This is a genomic window from Pyrodictium delaneyi (assembly GCF_001412615.1).
Taxonomy (GTDB): Archaea; Thermoproteota; Thermoprotei_A; order Sulfolobales; family Pyrodictiaceae; genus Pyrodictium; species Pyrodictium delaneyi.
This window is the reverse complement of the sequence record NZ_CP013011.1, coordinates 931,194-947,887: the sequence shown is the minus strand read 5'-3', so window position 1 is coordinate 947,887 and position 16,694 is coordinate 931,194. Positions and strand designations below refer to the sequence as shown.

The following is a 16,694-nucleotide window of genomic DNA, read 5'->3' as shown; positions in this document are numbered from 1 at the left end:
TTTGGCTGAGACTCGTAGGTACGACTTAGTGGTTATCGGTGGAGGGCCGGGAGGCTACCCTGCGGCCGTCCATGCAGCCCAGATGGGTCTCCGCGTGGCTCTCGTAGAGGCACGAGCCCTTGGCGGCGAATGTACGAACTACGGCTGTATACCGACTAAGGCTCTGCGCCGCATAGCACTCGCTGCTGACATAGTCTCCTCTGTAGGCAGGGTTGAGCTTGAACGCGGGAAGCTGATCCGTGAGGCTATGAGGGTTGTCGATAGGATACGGGCCGGGATAGAGCAGCTCCTAGAAGGCTACGATATAGACGTCATCCGGGCTAGGGCTCGGCTCCGTCCCGGGGGGATAGTGGAGGCTGGGAACCTCGTCCTCGAGGCCGAGAAGGTGGTGCTGGCTCCTGGTACCGAGCCTTGGTCGCCGCCGGGCTTGGAGCCCGACGGCCGCCAAGTACACGATAACCGTAGCTTCTTGAGTCTAGAGGAGCTGCCCCAGAGGCTCCTCATAGTAGGTGGGGGCCCTATCGGCGTCGAGTACGCGGATATCATGGCCCGGCTCGGCGTCGAGGTCTACCTCGTGGAGCTGATGCCCCGGCTACTGCCCGGCATGGACCGGGACCTGTCGCTAACCGCCAAGAGGTGGCTCAGAAGCCTCGGTGTAAAGGTGTACACGTCTACCCGGATAGCCAGGCTAGAGCGCGGCAAGAATAACGTGGAAGCGGTGCTAGAGAACGGGGAGAGAATAGAGACTGACGCGGTACTCGTTGCCACTGGGCGGCGGCCCTCGACCCATGGCATGGGCTTAGAGGAGGCTGGCGTGGAGCTGGACGAGAAGGGCTACATAAAGGTCGACGATTACATGGCCACAAGTGCTCCAGGGGTCTACGCGGCGGGTGATGCAGCGGGGCCGCCTCTTCTCGCACACAAGGCTATGGCGCAGTCCATCGTCGCTGGGGTGAACGCTGCAGGCGGCAAAGCGGTCTACAAGCAAAAAGCAGTCCCGATGGTGGTCTACATGGAGCCTGAGCTAGCACAGGTGGGCTACACGCTAGAGGAGGCCCGTAAGGCGGGCCTAGATGCTGCTGAGACCCGGATAAGGCTGGGAGGTATAGCGTCAGCAGTAATGGAGGGTGCAGAGGCGGGGCTCGTCAAGATAGTGTACGAGGAGCGGAGCCTCCGGGTGCTAGGCGTCGTCGCGGCAGCGCCACGCGCTTCGGAGTTCATAGCTGAAGTCGCTCTCGCGGTAGAGAAGGGTGTGACTCTAGAAGAACTAGCCAGCGTTGTGCACCCACATCCTTCGGTTAGCGAAGCACTACAGGAGGTTGCTGAGGTGGCTCTGGGTAGGCCCACCCACTATATGACCCGGAGAGTCCGGCGCCGCTAGTTTTTTATAGTGGGAGTTTAGTGGGCCAGCTAGTCCTGGACAAGGCCTTCTGGCGGAGGGAGTGGGAGTGATGTCCTGCCAATGGAGTTAAGCCGGCCGGGGTTTAGCGTCTACCTCACCCTTGGGTTCCCCGAGCCGGCCCAGTTCTCTCGGATCCTTGAGAGATTCTCTAGCTGTGTGGACTTCTACGAGCTGGGGCTGCCGACAGCGAGGCCTAAGTATGATGGGCCTACAGTACGCGCGTCGCACCGTCGTGTAGTCTCAGCAGGGCTGCGGGGTCTGAAAGCGCTAAAACTTCTAGAAAAGACTAACGTGGACAAGCCGTTCACCCTAATGGCGTACATGGAGGATTATGTAGACAATCTACGCGAGCTGCTCGAGGCAGCAGCATCTGCTGGCGCTGGCTGCGTATTGCTACCCGACCTCGCCTTCGACTACCCCGAGATGCTCGACACATACGTCGAGGAAAGCGAGCGTGCAGGACTGCGACCCTGCTTCTTCGCCTCGAGCAGGTTCCCGCACAACTGGCTGCAGCGCTACGCGGCGTTAAACCCGCTCTACATCTACCTAGGTCTACAGCCAGCCACTGGAGTCGAGCTGCCGATAGCCGTGGAGAAGAACGTCCGTCTAGCCAGGATGCTGATCGGCGACCGGTACCTGCTCACCGGGTTCGCAATACACCGGCCAGAGACAGCAGCAGCGCTGATCCGGAGCGGAGCCGACGCGGTAGTGGTCGGCTCGGCGATCATACGGCTCCTCGAGGAGAAGGACATCGACGAAGCCAAGAGCCTAGCCTGTGGCATCTACCAGGCCGTACACTCTGTAAAACACAGCCAAGAGGAGAGGTGACCAAGCTTATGGTTGATGTGCCCCGCTACTGGTACAACATAATAGCCGACCTGCCGGTGCCGCTGCCACCGCTCCTAGACCCACTCGAGGACGAGGACTCGAGGATAGCACTGCTGGTAAGGATACTACCCTCCAGGCTCATAGACGAAGAGTATACGCTCAGCCGGCTCATACCGATACCCGAGCGCGTCCGCGAAGTCTACAGGAAGGCCGGCAGGCCGACCCCACTCATACGCGCCGAGGGACTAGAGAAGGCCATTGGAGTCCACGGTAGAGTGCGAATATACTATAAGTACGAGGGTATACTGCCCACAGGTAGTCATAAGCTCAACACGGCTGTACCGCAGGTCTACTATGCTCTCCTCGACGGCGCCGAGGAGGTTGCCACTGAGACCGGGGCGGGCCAGTGGGGCCTAGCAGTCTCCATGGCAGCAGCCATGCTGGGGCTCAAGGCAACAGTCTTCATGACGCGGAGCAGCTACGAGAAGAAGAAACCCCGCCGTGTAGCCATGCAGACGCTAGGCGCCACTGTACACCCCAGTCCTAGCACCGTGACGGAGGCGGGCCGGCGGGCGCTACGAGAGCGTCCCAACCACCCCGGCAGCTTGGGTCTAGCAATAACAGAGGCAATAGAATATGTGCTTGAGAATCCCCGGCGCCGCTATGTCGCAGGCTCTGTGCTCGAAAGTGTTATCACACACCAGACAGTGATAGGCCAGGAGCTTCTCCAGCAGCTCCCCGAGGAGCCAGACTACATGATAGCATGCGTCGGCGGCGGCAGTAACATGGCTGGTTTCACCTACCCAGCACTAGGTATGCAGCTCCGCGGCGAGGGCTTCGAGAAAACACGATTCATAGCGGCAGAGTCCCAGGCAGCGCCTAGGCTCAGCAAGGGTACATACCGCTACGATGGTCTTGACACGGGGCTAGTCCTCCCCCTCGCCAAGATGTATAGTCTCGGTAAGGACTATGTACCGCCGCCGATACATGCTGCTGGTCTCCGCTACCATGGTGCTGCCCCTAGCCTATCACTCCTTAGGAAACTGGGCTTAGTAGAGGCAGTGGCTTACAGCCAAGAAGAGGTCTTCGAGGCGGCACGTATCTTCGCCAAGGCGGAGGGCATACTCCCGGCACCTGAAAGTACTCATGCGATAAAGGCTGTCATCGATACGGCTCGCCGCGCCGAGCCAGGCTCTGTCGTGGTTTTCAACTTAAGCGGCCACGGTTTCATGGATATTGACGCCTACGAGAAGATAAGCTCTAGGATAGTGGAGGGCCGGATCCCCGAGCCCAATGATGGGAGGAGGTGATAGCTAATGCAGAACGAGGGCATAGACTTACCTAGGGTACTAGAGGCACTTCTAAGCGGCGCGGGCATAGGCTTTCACGATGCCAGGAAGATAGCAGCAGCCATGCTGAGTGGTGGGCTAGACGATGTATCAATAGCCGCGATATTGGTAGCCCTACGGGCCTACGGCGAGACACCAGACATAGTAGCGGGCTTCGCTACAGCGCTGCGCGAAGCCTGCGAAAGAGTAGACGTCAATGGCCTAGATCCCATAGACACTGCGGGCACGGGAGGCGACGGCTCCCATACATTGAATGCCTCGACGTCAGCCGCACTGATAGCAGCTAGCCTCGGCGTACCAGTCCTAAAACATGGTAATCGGAGTGTGAGCAGCCGTAGCGGGAGCGCAGACTTCTTGGAGGCTCTGGGCTACCGGATAGACCATGGCCCACGCGAGGCAGAATGCATGCTGACACGCGTGGGCTTCGCCTTCCTCTACGCGCCCCGCTACCATCCCGCGATGAAGAGGGTTATGCCGATCCGCCGTAGGCTCGGCATAAGAACGGTCTTCAACCTCGTAGGCCCCCTCGCGAATCCTGGTATGATTCGCCGCCAGGTGCTAGGTGTAGCACGGCCAGAGCTGCTAGACGTGATGGTATCGGCGGGCGCCATGTTGGGCTACGAGCGGCTCCTTGTAGTCCACGGTGAGCCGGGGATAGACGAGGTAAGCGTATCCGGCGAGACAATAGTCTACGAGCTAAACAATGGTGTGCTCGAGAAGTACACAGTAGAGCCTGAGGACCTGGGGCTGAAGCGGTACAACCTCAGAGAGCTCCAGGTAGAGACGCCTAGCGAGAGCGTTGAACGATTCCTAGCAGTAATCCATGGCGGAGGGAGGCCCAGCGACCGCGACTTCATCGCGGCCAATGCGGCTGCAGCGCTCTACGCGGCAGGGCGTGTAAAGAGCCTCCGTGACGGTGTAGAGGCGGCTATCCAGGCTCTAGAAGACGGTACAGTAGCCGGGTTCATAAACAAGCTCCGCGAGGCTTGTCAGCAATGCTGCGGCCAAAGCTGAAGATATGCGGGCTCACACGTAGAGACGACGTCGAAGCGCTTGACGGGCTAGCCGACTACCTCGGCTTCATAGTAGCCAGAGAGAAGGTGTCGCCCAGAGTGCTCGAACCCAGCAAGGCCCGCGACCTCGTGGAGACTGTAGCAAAGAGCCGTCGCGTCCTCGTAGCTCACGGCTATACACCGCATGAGGCCCTAGACCTGGCGGCGAGGCTAGAGGTGTTCCACGTGCTCCAGTATCACCAGCCTGCCAACCCAGGAGAGCTGGAAAGTCTGGCAACCGGTCTAGAGGAGCTAGGCATGGGACTGGCCCCCGTCTCGCTATGGAATGGAGAAAGACTAGCCCCTGACCCCTGCAGCGTAGCACAAGCCGTACCGGTCCATGAGTACCTCCTCGTAGATGCCTTGAAGACTCTCAAGAAGCGCTACCGGGCCGGGCTAAGGGTCCCTCTCGACGCCTACTGTCGTGCCGTCAGTTGTACAGAACGCGCAGCGGCAGCTGGCGGCATAGATCCAGGTAACGTCTGCCTAGCAGCTTCTACCGGGGTCTACATGATTGATGTGAGTAGTGGTGTTGAGGCCGAGCCTGGCCGCAAGGATCTAGAGAAGGTGAAGCAGCTGATAGAGGTGCTCGGGCAATGCAGCTAGCAGACTTCATGTGGCAAGACTGTCGCCGTATACCCCTCTCTAAGGCGCCAGAGTCTCGCCGCCTCGCAGCCTGGGCAGAGGAGCGCACCGGGTACGTCGCGCTCCTAGAGAGCGGTAGCGGGCCTAGCGAGAAGGCTCGCTACACGATAGTAGCCTATGGCGCCCGCCAGGTGGTAGAGGAGTACAACCCTCTAGAGGCTTACAACGCTTTACGGCGGGTCGCCGGGAGCGAATGTACCAGTATACCATGCCGGAATATGGTGTTCGGTGTAGTCGGCTACGAGGCGGTAGCAGCAGCTGAGCCGTGGCTAGCACCCATACTGAAGCAGCATTCGTGGCCTGTAGTAGCGGTCTTTGAGCCGGAGACACTCGTAGTCTATGATAATGCACGTGGACATGTAACAATATGTCCGGGAGACGCTGAGATCGGCGAGCAGAGCATAGACGGCTGGGTCAGGGCCCGAGGCCCCGTCGAGGAGACACCTCGTCAAGCGTTCGAGGCCTGGGTCCGAGAGGCTATCGAGCTGCTGGCGAGAGGTGAGTTCCTCCAAGTGGTGCTCTCCCGGCTGGAGCGCTACGAGTACAAGGGGAGGCCCATAGCGCTCTATAGCCGGCTTGCGGACGGGAATCCGTCGCCCTACATGTTCTACATGAGGCTCGGGGAGCGCTGGATAGCGGGGTCTAGCCCAGAGCTGCTCGTCCGGATGGAGAACGGCCGGCTAGAGACGCACCCAATAGCCGGGACGAGGCCGCGAGGCAAGACGCCGGAAGAGGATCTCGCGCTTGAGGAGGAGCTACTCCGGGACGAGAAGGAGCAAGCTGAGCACCTCATGCTGGTGGACCTGGCTCGCAACGACCTGGGTCGCTACGCAGCCCCAGGCACAGTAAGAGTGACCCGGTTCATGGACATAGAGAAGTATAGCGCGGTGCAGCACATAGTTAGCCGTGTAGAGGCGGTGGCGCTCCCTGGCGTAGACTATGCGACCGTGCTAGCAGCGGTGAATCCTGCGGGTACGGTTTCAGGTGCCCCTAAGCCGCGCGCTATGGAGACAATTGCGCGTCTTGAGGACAGCCCCCGGGGGCCCTATGCAGGGGCTGCAGGCGTCTATGCAGGCTATGCTGGCGAGACAGCCATAGTGATAAGGAGCATATGGAGCATAGACGACTCGACGGTGGAGACACGAGCGGGCGCCGGCATAGTCTACGACTCCCGGCCCGAGCGGGAGTACATGGAGACACACCACAAGCTGGCTGCGATACGTCGTGCTCTAGGCGTAGAGTAGAGAGGGGGTTAGGAGACCCTTGGCCTACGACACACTCGTCCTCATAATAGATAATTACGACAGCTTCGTCTACAACCTGGTGCACGTTCTTGCCGAGCAGGGCGCCCGCAGCATAGTGGTGAGGAACGATGAGATAACAATCTCAGGTGTCGAGAGAATAAACCCGGACAGGATCATAATATCGCCAGGCCCCGGTAACCCGCTGGTAAAACGCGACGTAGGCATATCAGTGGAGCTAGTCCGCCGCCTCGGCCCCCGCATCCCGATACTAGGCGTCTGTATGGGCCACCAGGTAGTCGGAGTGGCCTACGGTGCCAAGATACGCCGTGCTCGCAGGATAATGCACGGGAAGCTAGACGTGATAGAACACTACGGGAACAGGCTCTACCGCGGCGTCCCCCGAGTCTTCACTGCGGTCCGCTACCACAGCCTAGTCGTAGGCGATCCACCAGAGCACCTTGAGGTCACGGCCCGGAGCCGGAGCGACGGCGAGATAATGGGGCTAAGGCACGTCGAGTACCCCGTCCACGGAGTACAGTTCCACCCCGAGAGCGTAGCATCGCCCACAGGACCCAGGATACTACGCAACTTCCTAGACGACCCATGGTGAGGCAAGAGAACATGGAGCACATCCCCAGGGGCTTCCTAGCGGAAGCCTACAAGCGGAGCCGGGAACGGACAGAGCTACTATCATCACCCCCGGAGCCGATGAGCCTTCGCCAAGCAGTAGAGCACACCGTCCAGCAGGAGAAGAGACCAGCACTGATAATCGAGTATAAACGGTGCAGCCCCCGAGGCTTCGTAGCCTACCACACGCCCTGGAGCTACCTAGAGGCAACACTGCCCGCCGCGGACGCCTACTCGGTGCTCGTAGAGCCCTACTGGTTCTGTGGCAGCACCGAACTCGTTGCCTTCTTCGCCCGGTACCGTCCCGTGCTAGCCAAGGATTTCGCCTCATCGCGGGCCCAGCTGGAGGAGTACCGGCGCGCTAGCGCCTCAGCTGTACTCCTCATATTGGACATGCTCGGCTGGAAACAGCTCGACACGCTCTACCAGGAGGCGAGAAGCCTGGGCTTAGAGGTACTCATAGAGACCAACAACGCGGAAGACGCGGTAGAGACCATGCACACCTACCCAGAGGCACTAGTCGGGATAAATGCACGAAACCTAGAAACCCTAGAGATAAGCTACCAGCGTCTCCTCCAAGAGATAACCAAGGCATCAGCCCGCAAACCTACTGCTGCACTACTTGTTGCAGAAAGTAGCATAGATAGTGCTGAGAAGGCTGTAAGTCTGGCACAAGCTGGGGCAGATGCTCTACTAATAGGCACCTGGGCAATGAAGAGTCCTCTGGAGGTACGTAAGCTCCCAGAAAGGCTAAGAGGATACAAGCTGGCATAAACTCCTTAATCAATTTTATGGAAAAAGACTCATATTAGTTGCGGAATGCGGAAAATCGGTACACGTAGCTTACGCTACTTCCGTTGGTTTTCATCTGGCGGCTCCCTTACTAGCGTCAGCCTATTGGACTTACCTTCCTTTTCTATCTTGATGTAGCCTTGCTCTGCTAGCCTCCTCACGTGTCTCCATAGCGTGGTCTTCGGTATCCCGGTCTCTCTCAGCAGTTGACTTTGCAGCATCGAGCCGCCGTGTTCACGTAGTTTACGGAGTATTAGCCGGTCTACGTCGTCGAGGGTAGCGCCGGAGACTACTTGGAGTGATGCGGGAGAGCCTACGCCCCCGCTACGAAAATTTCCCCTTCGCAACACCATGTAGCCGCCGATGGCAGCGACAACTATTATGACAGCTACTATCGGTAGTATGGAGGTACCGCCTCTCGTCTCTTCAGCTGCTGTTGCGGCTGGTGCAGTTGATGTAGCAGCAGGCATAGTGGCTGTTGTTGCAGCCGTAGTCTCTGTCTCAATGTGAGTTGTGGTGGTTGTTGTGGTCTCTGTTGGCGAAGTTTCTGTCTCAGTAACTGTTTCTGTAATTTGTGTAGTCGTTGTCTGAGTGGTTGTCGTCTCCTGTGTCTGTGGAGGGCTTGTCGTAGTCGTCACTGCTGTGGTTGTAGTCTCTGTTGGTGTTGTCGTGGCTGTAGCAGTTACCGTAGCTGTAGTGGTCGTTGTCGGTGTAGTCTCTGTCTGGGTCGTTGTAGTTGTCGTGGTCGTTACAGCTGGTGCTGGCGCAGGTGCTGCTACGATGTACTGTACAGTGCTAGGCCCCTTGACGTAAAGTATCAGCGCGCCCCCACTGCTAGTAGCGTTTACCAGGCCCTGGGGGAGGTCGAGAAGCACAACACCGGGGCTTATGTAGAGCTTTACGAGTCCATCGTATGTTATGTTGAACGCTAATATGCCGTTAACCTCGGCTACGTCGGCTATATAGCGTATAGAGACGTTGCCGCTCGTGGAGGTCGCTATGAATACACTGTTGTTAGAGTAGATAGCGGGTACTATCTCGCCATCAAGCCGCGCCTCTATAGTAGCGGGTATAGCTGGTACTGGCGCTGGGTATTCGTTGAGACCAGGCTCAGCATACCCTTTAACCTCTACAGTTACAACACCGTCGCCGCCTATGGTAACAACCGGCACGTTGGTTAGCTCGGCTTCTGCATGGATTGTTCCTAGCTGGATTATCATAGCTACTGCCAGTAGAGCTGCAGAGACAACTATTACACGGGATCTTACAGCCTGCATGACTATCCTCCTCCGGTTTGGGGATCATCGATCTCTACTCGGGTTACTGCACGGGCGTGCCAGCACCCAGACCCCCAAGGGGGCCTAGTAACCCCAGGGACTAGTATTACGCGGTTCCGCTGCCGGCACGCCCCTCCGGGTTAGGGGCTTTCCACGAGCTGCCATGCCCCCTTACCAGCCCCATCTTTTAAGACATTAGTGTTTCAGTTAGTTTCTGAAACCAAAGCTTTGTTTCACAGCATACGAAACACTGTGAATTCTCGTTGTCCCGGCCTCCCCCTTTTGAGAGCCAGAGCCCCCTACTGACTCCTGGGGCACAGACGGTGAGAACAATGACCCGGACCCAGGCATACAACATAAACATGCTCCGTATGCTCGCTCTAGGATTCATAATGTTGTTAATGATTAGCAGTGTTTCGCCACTACTAACAACCATCGCGGCAGCCGAGGACACAAACACAATGGCGACAAATACTACCCTAGATAATACTACAGATACCAACCTCACAGTAACTGCTGTGGCTGTGAATCTAACAGAGACGAATACCACCCAGGAAATGAATACAACAAACGCTGTAGTCGAGACAACAACGGCTGCTGAGACAACAGCAAGCAATGAGACCGTAACAGTGAACGTGACCGTGAGTGTATCAGTATCCACTCCAGGTACTACATTTGATATGACGTTCACACATCTAACCAACGTGACGCCTGGCGAGGCGCGCGCACTAGTAATGATATACAGTAGCATGGTGCGCAGCGCGCTAGCAGGTCTAGGCCTGCTCAACGCGACACCCGAGCAAATAGCAACGGTTCTAAACGTGACACCCGAGCAAGCAGTAGCGATATACAATGCTGTGACAGTTACTACCCAGCAGCTAGACAACATGACCGATGAGCAGGTCTTGCAGCTGTTACACGAGGTAGTGGTGGCACACAAGATCGTAGTGGAGCGGATAAAGGAGATGACAGAAAAAGTTGCTGAGAAAGTGAGGGAGAGGATACAACAGCGCGTCATGGAGCGGATAGCCGAGACTGTAGAGGAAATGGCTCACCAGCTGAATGACACTGAGCTGGTACAGCTAGCTGAGCAGCTCAGGAACATGACCCGGCTCGGCAACTATACTGCAGAGAACGTGACGCAGCTCATGAAACAGGTGGTAGCCAGAATAGAGGCTCACAAGGCTTTCATGTTGGCTATGCAGATAGACAATGCTACTATGACTCGACTACTACAAATGGTTAATGCTACCAACGTGACTGACATAGGTCAGTACATGAAGCAGCTTCAGGAGAGCCTAGCTAAGGCTCTCAAACTGCTAGAGCAGGTGCGTGTAAGGCTTCAGCAGATGGAAGCCGATCCCGAAGTGCAGAACATGGTGCAGACTGCTCTGAAGAGTATGACTGGCGCGAACGAGACGGTACAGCAGGTAATGACCGCAGCCAAGATATACGCTAAGGCGGGTGTGAACGCTACAAACACTGCAGCTGAGGCAGTCAAGGTAGCGTTCGCGGCTAGAATAGACAGGTTGGCGGCGAGGATAAGCACACTAGAAGCAGAGATAACTATGTTAATGAACGTAACCAGCGATCCTAAAGCACTTGATCTACTACATGATGCAATGGAGGAGCTAATCGATGCTAACGCGACACTTGCAGAGGCCCGTGTAGCGCTAGAGCAAGGTGACCTAGTCAAGGTGGTAAAGCTACTCGACGACGTGGAAAGGAGTCTAGCAGAGGCCGAGAGGTATGTCGGCAAGGTGCACGCCTACCTAGCAATGATGGTCACTGCGCAGCGTCAGGGAGAAGAAAAGCCTGAGAAGGAGAAGCAATGGCAGACTGGTATCAGCAATGAGACTATTGCTGCGCTAAAGGTGAGAGTGGAGGCCAAGATAAGGGAAGCTGAGCAGGCGATAAACCAGGCAGTACAAGCTATATACAAGATAAACGATACGGAGGCACGGGAGGAGGCTCTAGACGAGCTACATGATGCTCAAGAGGAGCTACACGAAGCACTAGAGTATATGAAGCAAGCGCAGGAGGAATTCGCGAAAGGCAACATAGCAGAAGCACTTGAACTATACACTGAAGCGCTTGAGAAGGCGGGCGAAGCTCTCTTCAAGGCACAGCTAACTATCCAGATAGCAAATATGTATATGAATGCAATAAAGATTGCAGAAAAGAGCTACCACAAGGAAGATCACGAGGAGAAAGCGGAAGAGGCCAAGAAGGAGGCTGAAGAGAAGAAAGAAGAAGCCAAAGAAAAGGTCGAAGAAAAGAAAGAAGAGGCGAAGGAAAAGATAGAGGAGAAGAAGGAAGCTAATAGCGAGGCTAGTGAAGAATATGAAGAAGAGTATAGTGAAGAATATGGCGAGACCGTTAGTATGAGCAATCAGACGCAACAAATACAGCAGGGTAACTACACTAACATCACAGCATGGCTAAGTGCTAAGATTGGTAACCTATACCAGAGAATAACTGTGCTTGAGCAACAGGTAACGAATATAACACAACAGTTACAGAGCCTTGAATCTATCAACGATACGTCAGACCTAGCAGATATCTACGAGTATTTAGCAGAGGCACAGAATAGTCTTGAGAAAGCAAAGACATTACTCTCACTAGCAAACGATAGCCTAGCAGTAGGTGACATCGAAAAAGCTAGAGAGCTAGTTGAAGAAGCTCAGAGTGAAATCGATGATGCAGCAGAGTATCTGAAGGAAGCTAAGCAACTTCTTGAAGTAAATAGCAACTACTATGCTACAAACCTAGAGAACGATATAGAGAATCTGCTGGAGAGAGCTGAACATCTACGCGAACGCATATACAAGTTAGAGCCAATAGTGACTGCCAACGAAACCTTGGCAAATATGGTGAATGAAGCAGCTAAGTTGGTAGACAATGCCACTAGTCTGCTATACCAGGCAAAGGAAGCTCTAGATAACGGAGATGCTGCGACAGCTCAGAGCTTAGTGGCACAAGCACGCACACTACTAGACCAGGCGCAACAGATACTAGATAATGTGCAAGAACAGCTGCAGCTACCTGCGAACAACATGAGTGAGGAGCGCGAAGAACACGGTAAGAAGGCATCTGCTAGTACCGAGGAAAATAATGAAGCCGAGAATGAAGAGAGTGAAGAAGGCTAGAACACTTTTTAATTTAACACATCTCGGTTGGTAAGTGAATCTGATACTAATCGTTATTTTCGTCCAAGAGTATATCATAGATAGTCCTAACTATCTTTTCATGATTTTCTTCGTCCCTAATTATGGATTCAAGGAGACCATGGAATAGACGTAAAGTCTTGCCTTCAAAAGCGTCTTCCAAAAGTGGGACTAGTAGCCTCATGTATTCCTCCTCGCTAGTAGTTGCTTCTGCGCTGGCAAGCTTATTTAGTATTGCGATTGCTTCTCTTCGAGATATCTTGTCTCTATCCTCTAGCCATTCAAGTAACTTCTCAAGCTCTGATATGATGTCATTAGCCTCTGGCATACAATGCTGCGTTTCCAACTTGAGTGTTTCAGCTATATGCTCGAGTACATGTGCGTGAGCTTGACTACCACGAGCTATATAGTGTAATGCTGCAGTGAGTGTATCATCGAGCTTTTCGGCGAGTTGACTATAGATCTCGGCTGTAAGTTTTTCAACTCTTAATGCGCATGCTAGTGCAGTTGATACTGCCTTATAGAGCTCGACCTTAGAATCTTCATTATATACTTCTCCTTCTGCTAGACCGAGGAGTATCATTATGCCTCTGTCATCGCCTTTAGCAGCAAGTTCAACAACCTTGTTAATATCAACATCTATTACACCTAGAGCTTCTATGAGTGGTTTTGCTAGGAGATTACGTGCTACATAGAGTGCTCTGCTTTTGTATGCTGTCTCAAGCACGTTAAAAGCGGAAGCAGGGGAGCGAGCTAGTACGACATGGTACTCGTAACCATATATTTGACGGGAGTAGAAGTTTAGCACAGTAAGGAAACCAGAGGCCTTCTCACGGAGAATAACCTTCAACTCCTCGGCAAGCCGAGAATCGTCATAGGAGGGTCCGGTAGGTGGACCTCGAGGCTTCCGGGGTACTGGCAAGTAACACCTACCAGTAGTATGTAGTGGTAGGTGATACCCCTCTTATTACTTGTGTAAGATGACAGCTACCCCTCCTGTATCCCACCCAATGATAGGGACACTTTAGAACCGACCCTAGTATCTGATACCCCATTTCATGCCTCTAAAAGCTCTGAGCCTTTTCCCGTCTACTTCTGGAGTCAGCACCCATCTAGTAGACTGCTTAACGCCCCCTTATCAGTCTAGCAGTGGCTGCTACTACGGCTGTCAATGTTGCGCCATCATCTCCAATTACTAAAACTACTGGGAGAGATGCTCCTCCGATACCTACTACCAGTGCTAGGAGTTTGAGGATTGTTGCAACTATCAGGCTTGACATAATTGCGGTATGAAACCTTAGCGATACGTTGAAGAGGTCTCTGAGGCCTACTAGACCCTTTAATAGTACAGCATCCGCGCTCTTGGCTACTGGGGCTATCCGGGCTACTGCAGCACCTACATCTGCGGCTGCAAGCATAGGGAGGTCGTTAACTCCGTCGCCCACCACCATTACGGGGCCGCGGGCCTGCAGCTTCTCTACGAGCTTGGTCTTATCGCTTGGCCGGAATCCTGCGTAGAATTCTACCCCGAGCTTCTCTGCTACTCGGCGGACTGGACCGTGGGAGTCTCCACTCGCGATCAATACCCGGAGTCCCATGTTTTTCAGATGTTCCACGACCTCAACGGCGCTGGGGTCTAGTTCCTCCTCTAGACAGAAGGCTGCCACGTAGACGCCATTTACAGCAGCGTAGACGGTTGTCGTGCTCCCACAGGGGCTTGGAGGTAGCTTCTCCCCTGTATACTCTTCCACGAAGCTGCGGGAACCAAGCACCACGTGGTGACCTGCGACCCCAGCTACGACGCCACGGCCTGGCTCTTCTCGGGCGTAGTCTACGGGTAATGGCTCCTGGGATAGCTCTGCGATAGCCCGTGATGCAGGGTGTAGACTTGCACGGGCAGCTGCTGCCACAATATCTACTACCTTTTCGTCGAAACGTCTCCCCGGTACTATCTTTGCAACCTTTAGCGAGCCTAGGGTAAGCGTACCTGTCTTATCGAGCACTATAGCCCATACACGCGGCACCTTTTCGAGGACCTGTGCTCCTCGGACTACGATCCCACGGCGAGCTAGCAGACTTATCGAGAGCATGTAGGTGTAGCTAGACGCTATTATGTAAGCACTCGGGCACCCAGCCAGTATGACTACAAGACCCCTATCAGGCCCGAGGGTTATCGATGCGGCAGCGTACAATGCGAAGAGAAGCACAATATACGCGGGGATAACACGCTCGAACAATCTCTCAATGCGGGTCTTTCGGGCTAGAGCCTCTTCGGTTTCACGCACTAGTAGCTGTAGTAGACTCTCCCCTGCAGGCCGGATAGCTCGAAGCTCTATGGCAGCCCCTGTCATGTTAACATAGCCGCTCTCGACCAGCGAACCTCGCTCGAGTCGTCTCGGTATGTGTTCGCCAGTCACCATGGAGGTGTCGAATACAGCATAGCTGCTTAGCAGCACCGAGTCTACGGGCACGGTGCCGCCGTGAGGGACTATTACTATATCCCCAGGCTTTACATTACCTATTGATACTTCCACTACTCTCCCGTCGCGGCGGACAAGTGCACTACGTGGGAGTAACTCCTCAAGACTTGTCAAGCGGCGTCTTGCAAGCTCCTCCACCAGGCCCTCAGCTATCTCAGCAACGGCGTAGAGGCTAGCTACTAGCGTAGCCTCGAAGACCATGCCTTCCAGGTAGAGTACTAGTAGCGAGAACCCCATGAGGAGGTCTATGGTTACTCTTCTCTCTCGAAGCTTCCATGCAAACCTTGTTAGAAGCACCACAGCGAGTAGTGCTATGAGTGAGCTGGCGTCCCAGCCTAACAGCTCTAGAGCTAGTGCTGTAAGGCTGACTGCTAGCACTGTAATCCATAGTCTTACGGCGTGTGTTTTAGCCACTTTACTGCCCCTTGAGAGGCCGTAGTGCGTGCTGATATAATAACAGTTATTGTTAAAAGCTATCATTGATAATTATATCAGGAATATTAAGGAGTAGTAGTGGTTCTTAGTATATGGCTTGGCTCCATGGGTGGGAGAAATGCCCATAGTGAGTGTCTCTATACCTGAGAGCCTGCTTGAGAAGGTGGACAACTATGTGGAAAAACTAGGCTTCGTGGGTCGCTCGGAGCTAGTACGGGAAGCACTGAGGCGGATGATTGAACAGCTAGAGGCGACCGGGGAGGACCGAGAGAGGAGAACCTGGATCATAGTGACAGTTACGCGACACAACGGGGGCTCGGCAGCAGATCGCAGAGTCATAGAGGCATTCCATAGCCACCAGCCGCTAGTGAGAGCGCTCTACCACCAATTGCTCGACGACAACCGCTGCATAAACATAGCAGTAGTGGAGGCATCGACTATCGAGCTGAAGCCCCTAATGTCTACTGTAAGGCGGATACGAGGCGTAGAAAGAGTATGGTTCATACCCATCTAGGCCTTCATAGCATCGAGGGCAGCCCTTCGGGCAACCTCGTATAGCTCAGAGGTAGGCTCCACTCCAAGCCATATCTTGTCCGCGTAGAGGGCCTGCCATACAAGCATGCACAGCCCGTCCACGGTCCTGGCTCCAGCCTCCCGGGCCCTCTTCAGAAGCAGCGTTTCCAGCGGCCGGTATACCATGTCAAAGACCACCTGGCCCTCGTGTAGTCCATCCAGCACTGGGGGAGCCTCGCCTGGGCAGCAGGCCTCGCTGCCCAATGGCGTCGCGTTGACCACTGTGTCTGCTCTTGATGCCCATCCTGCAGCCTCGCTTAGGGAGACGGCGAGAGCGTCGAGGCCCAGACTCTTGCTCCACTCTGCCAACCTCTGCGCGCGTCCAAGGCTACGGTTAGCGATAATCACCTTCACAGCGCCAAGGTCCCGTAGCGCGTAGACAGCGGCCCGGGCTGCGCCCCCAGCACCCACGATGAGGGCTACCCGGGGTCTGTGGCCTCGCAGACACTCGGCTACGCCTAGATAGTCGGTATTATAGCCGGTTAGACTCCCGTCCTCAACGCTGACGGTGTTGACAGCGCCTATCGCTTCGGCGGCCTCGTCTAGGCTGTCTAGGAGCCCCAGTACCGCCTCCTTGAGGGGTATAGTGACGTTGAAGCCTCCTGCTAGGTTGCGGAGCGCTTTTACCCGCTCCTCTAGCTTCTCCTGGGGGGTGTCCCAAGCCAGGTAGACAGCGTCGATACCGGCTGCACGGTATACAGCGCAGTGTATTGCTGGGCTTAGGCTATGAGATATAGGGCTCCCGATAAGCCCGTAGAGTCTAGTCGAGGGACTGCAGCCTAGAGCCCCCACGTCTAGCCCACCGTACTTCAGGTCTTAGGCT

At 55.1% G+C, this 16,694-nt stretch carries 14 protein-coding genes; 10 read left to right on the top strand and 4 right to left on the bottom strand.

The window, feature by feature from the left end; translation table 11 throughout:
• Position 1: 1 nt before the first annotated feature.
• The 8 genes from lpdA (at position 2) to Pyrde_RS04760 (ending at position 7,921) form a co-directional block, all read left to right on the top strand.
• Positions 2–1,381 (top strand): dihydrolipoyl dehydrogenase, encoded by a 1,380-nt coding sequence (gene lpdA / locus Pyrde_RS04795; protein ID WP_055408673.1) that lies wholly within the window; start codon positions 2–4, stop codon positions 1,379–1,381.
• An 81-nt stretch (positions 1,382–1,462) separates the two neighbouring features.
• Positions 1,463–2,230 carry a tryptophan synthase subunit alpha gene (gene trpA, locus Pyrde_RS04790; RefSeq protein WP_055408671.1) on the top strand — a complete coding sequence of 256 codons (768 nt, stop codon included), beginning with the start codon at positions 1,463–1,465 and terminating at the stop codon, positions 2,228–2,230.
• Positions 2,231–2,238: 8 nt separating this feature from the next.
• Positions 2,239–3,540, top strand: a complete 1,302-nt coding sequence (locus Pyrde_RS04785; protein WP_055410741.1) for a TrpB-like pyridoxal phosphate-dependent enzyme — start codon at positions 2,239–2,241, stop codon at positions 3,538–3,540.
• Between the two features lie 6 nt (positions 3,541–3,546).
• A complete protein-coding gene (gene trpD, locus Pyrde_RS04780; protein WP_055408670.1) occupies positions 3,547–4,593 on the top strand; it encodes an anthranilate phosphoribosyltransferase in 1,047 nt (348 codons plus the stop codon).
• Positions 4,575–5,237: a phosphoribosylanthranilate isomerase gene (locus Pyrde_RS04775; RefSeq protein ID WP_055410739.1), complete on the top strand. Its 663-nt coding sequence runs from the start codon at positions 4,575–4,577 to the stop codon at positions 5,235–5,237. The genes trpD and Pyrde_RS04775 overlap by 19 nt, the downstream gene beginning before the upstream one ends.
• Positions 5,228–6,520 carry an anthranilate synthase component I family protein gene (locus Pyrde_RS04770; RefSeq protein WP_055408668.1) on the top strand — a complete coding sequence of 431 codons (1,293 nt, stop codon included), beginning with the start codon at positions 5,228–5,230 and terminating at the stop codon, positions 6,518–6,520. Before Pyrde_RS04775 ends, Pyrde_RS04770 begins: the two co-directional genes overlap by 10 nt.
• Positions 6,521–6,539: 19 nt before the next feature.
• Positions 6,540–7,130 carry an anthranilate synthase component II gene (locus Pyrde_RS04765; RefSeq protein WP_055408666.1) on the top strand — a complete coding sequence of 197 codons (591 nt, stop codon included), beginning with the start codon at positions 6,540–6,542 and terminating at the stop codon, positions 7,128–7,130.
• A gap of 11 nt (positions 7,131–7,141) precedes the next feature.
• Positions 7,142–7,921: a beta/alpha barrel domain-containing protein gene (locus Pyrde_RS04760; protein WP_180385418.1), complete on the top strand. Its 780-nt coding sequence runs from the start codon at positions 7,142–7,144 to the stop codon at positions 7,919–7,921.
• 74 nt (positions 7,922–7,995) lie between these two features.
• Here Pyrde_RS04760 and Pyrde_RS10635 read toward each other — a convergent pair whose 3' ends face one another.
• On the bottom strand, positions 7,996–9,216 hold the full coding sequence (locus tag Pyrde_RS10635; protein WP_055408663.1) for a helix-turn-helix transcriptional regulator: 1,221 nt from the start codon (positions 9,214–9,216) through the stop codon (positions 7,996–7,998).
• 332 nt (positions 9,217–9,548) lie between these two features.
• Here Pyrde_RS10635 and Pyrde_RS04750 point away from each other — a divergent pair, with 332 nt between their 5' ends.
• Entirely contained in the window at positions 9,549–12,365 is a 2,817-nt protein-coding gene (locus Pyrde_RS04750) for a hypothetical protein (protein WP_055408661.1), read from the top strand.
• 46 nt (positions 12,366–12,411) lie between these two features.
• On the opposite strand, the gene Pyrde_RS04745 is transcribed toward Pyrde_RS04750, so the two are convergent.
• Together Pyrde_RS04745 and Pyrde_RS04740 are read right to left on the bottom strand one after the other, a co-directional pair.
• A complete protein-coding gene (locus tag Pyrde_RS04745) occupies positions 12,412–13,305 on the bottom strand; it encodes a ferritin family protein (RefSeq protein WP_156328011.1) in 894 nt (297 codons plus the stop codon).
• Between the two features lie 202 nt (positions 13,306–13,507).
• Positions 13,508–15,277: a heavy metal translocating P-type ATPase gene (locus Pyrde_RS04740; protein WP_055408656.1), complete on the bottom strand. Its 1,770-nt coding sequence runs from the start codon at positions 15,275–15,277 to the stop codon at positions 13,508–13,510.
• A gap of 139 nt (positions 15,278–15,416) precedes the next feature.
• Between Pyrde_RS04740 and Pyrde_RS04735 the strand changes: the two genes are divergently transcribed.
• Positions 15,417–15,812, top strand: a complete 396-nt coding sequence (locus Pyrde_RS04735) for a CopG family ribbon-helix-helix protein (protein ID WP_055408654.1) — start codon at positions 15,417–15,419, stop codon at positions 15,810–15,812.
• On the opposite strand, the gene aroE is transcribed toward Pyrde_RS04735, so the two are convergent.
• Positions 15,809–16,663, bottom strand: coding sequence for a shikimate dehydrogenase (aroE, locus tag Pyrde_RS04730; RefSeq protein WP_055408652.1), 855 nt, complete (start codon positions 16,661–16,663; stop codon positions 15,809–15,811). The two genes, Pyrde_RS04735 and aroE, sit on opposite strands and share 4 nt — an antisense overlap.
• Positions 16,664–16,694 lie beyond the last annotated feature (31 nt).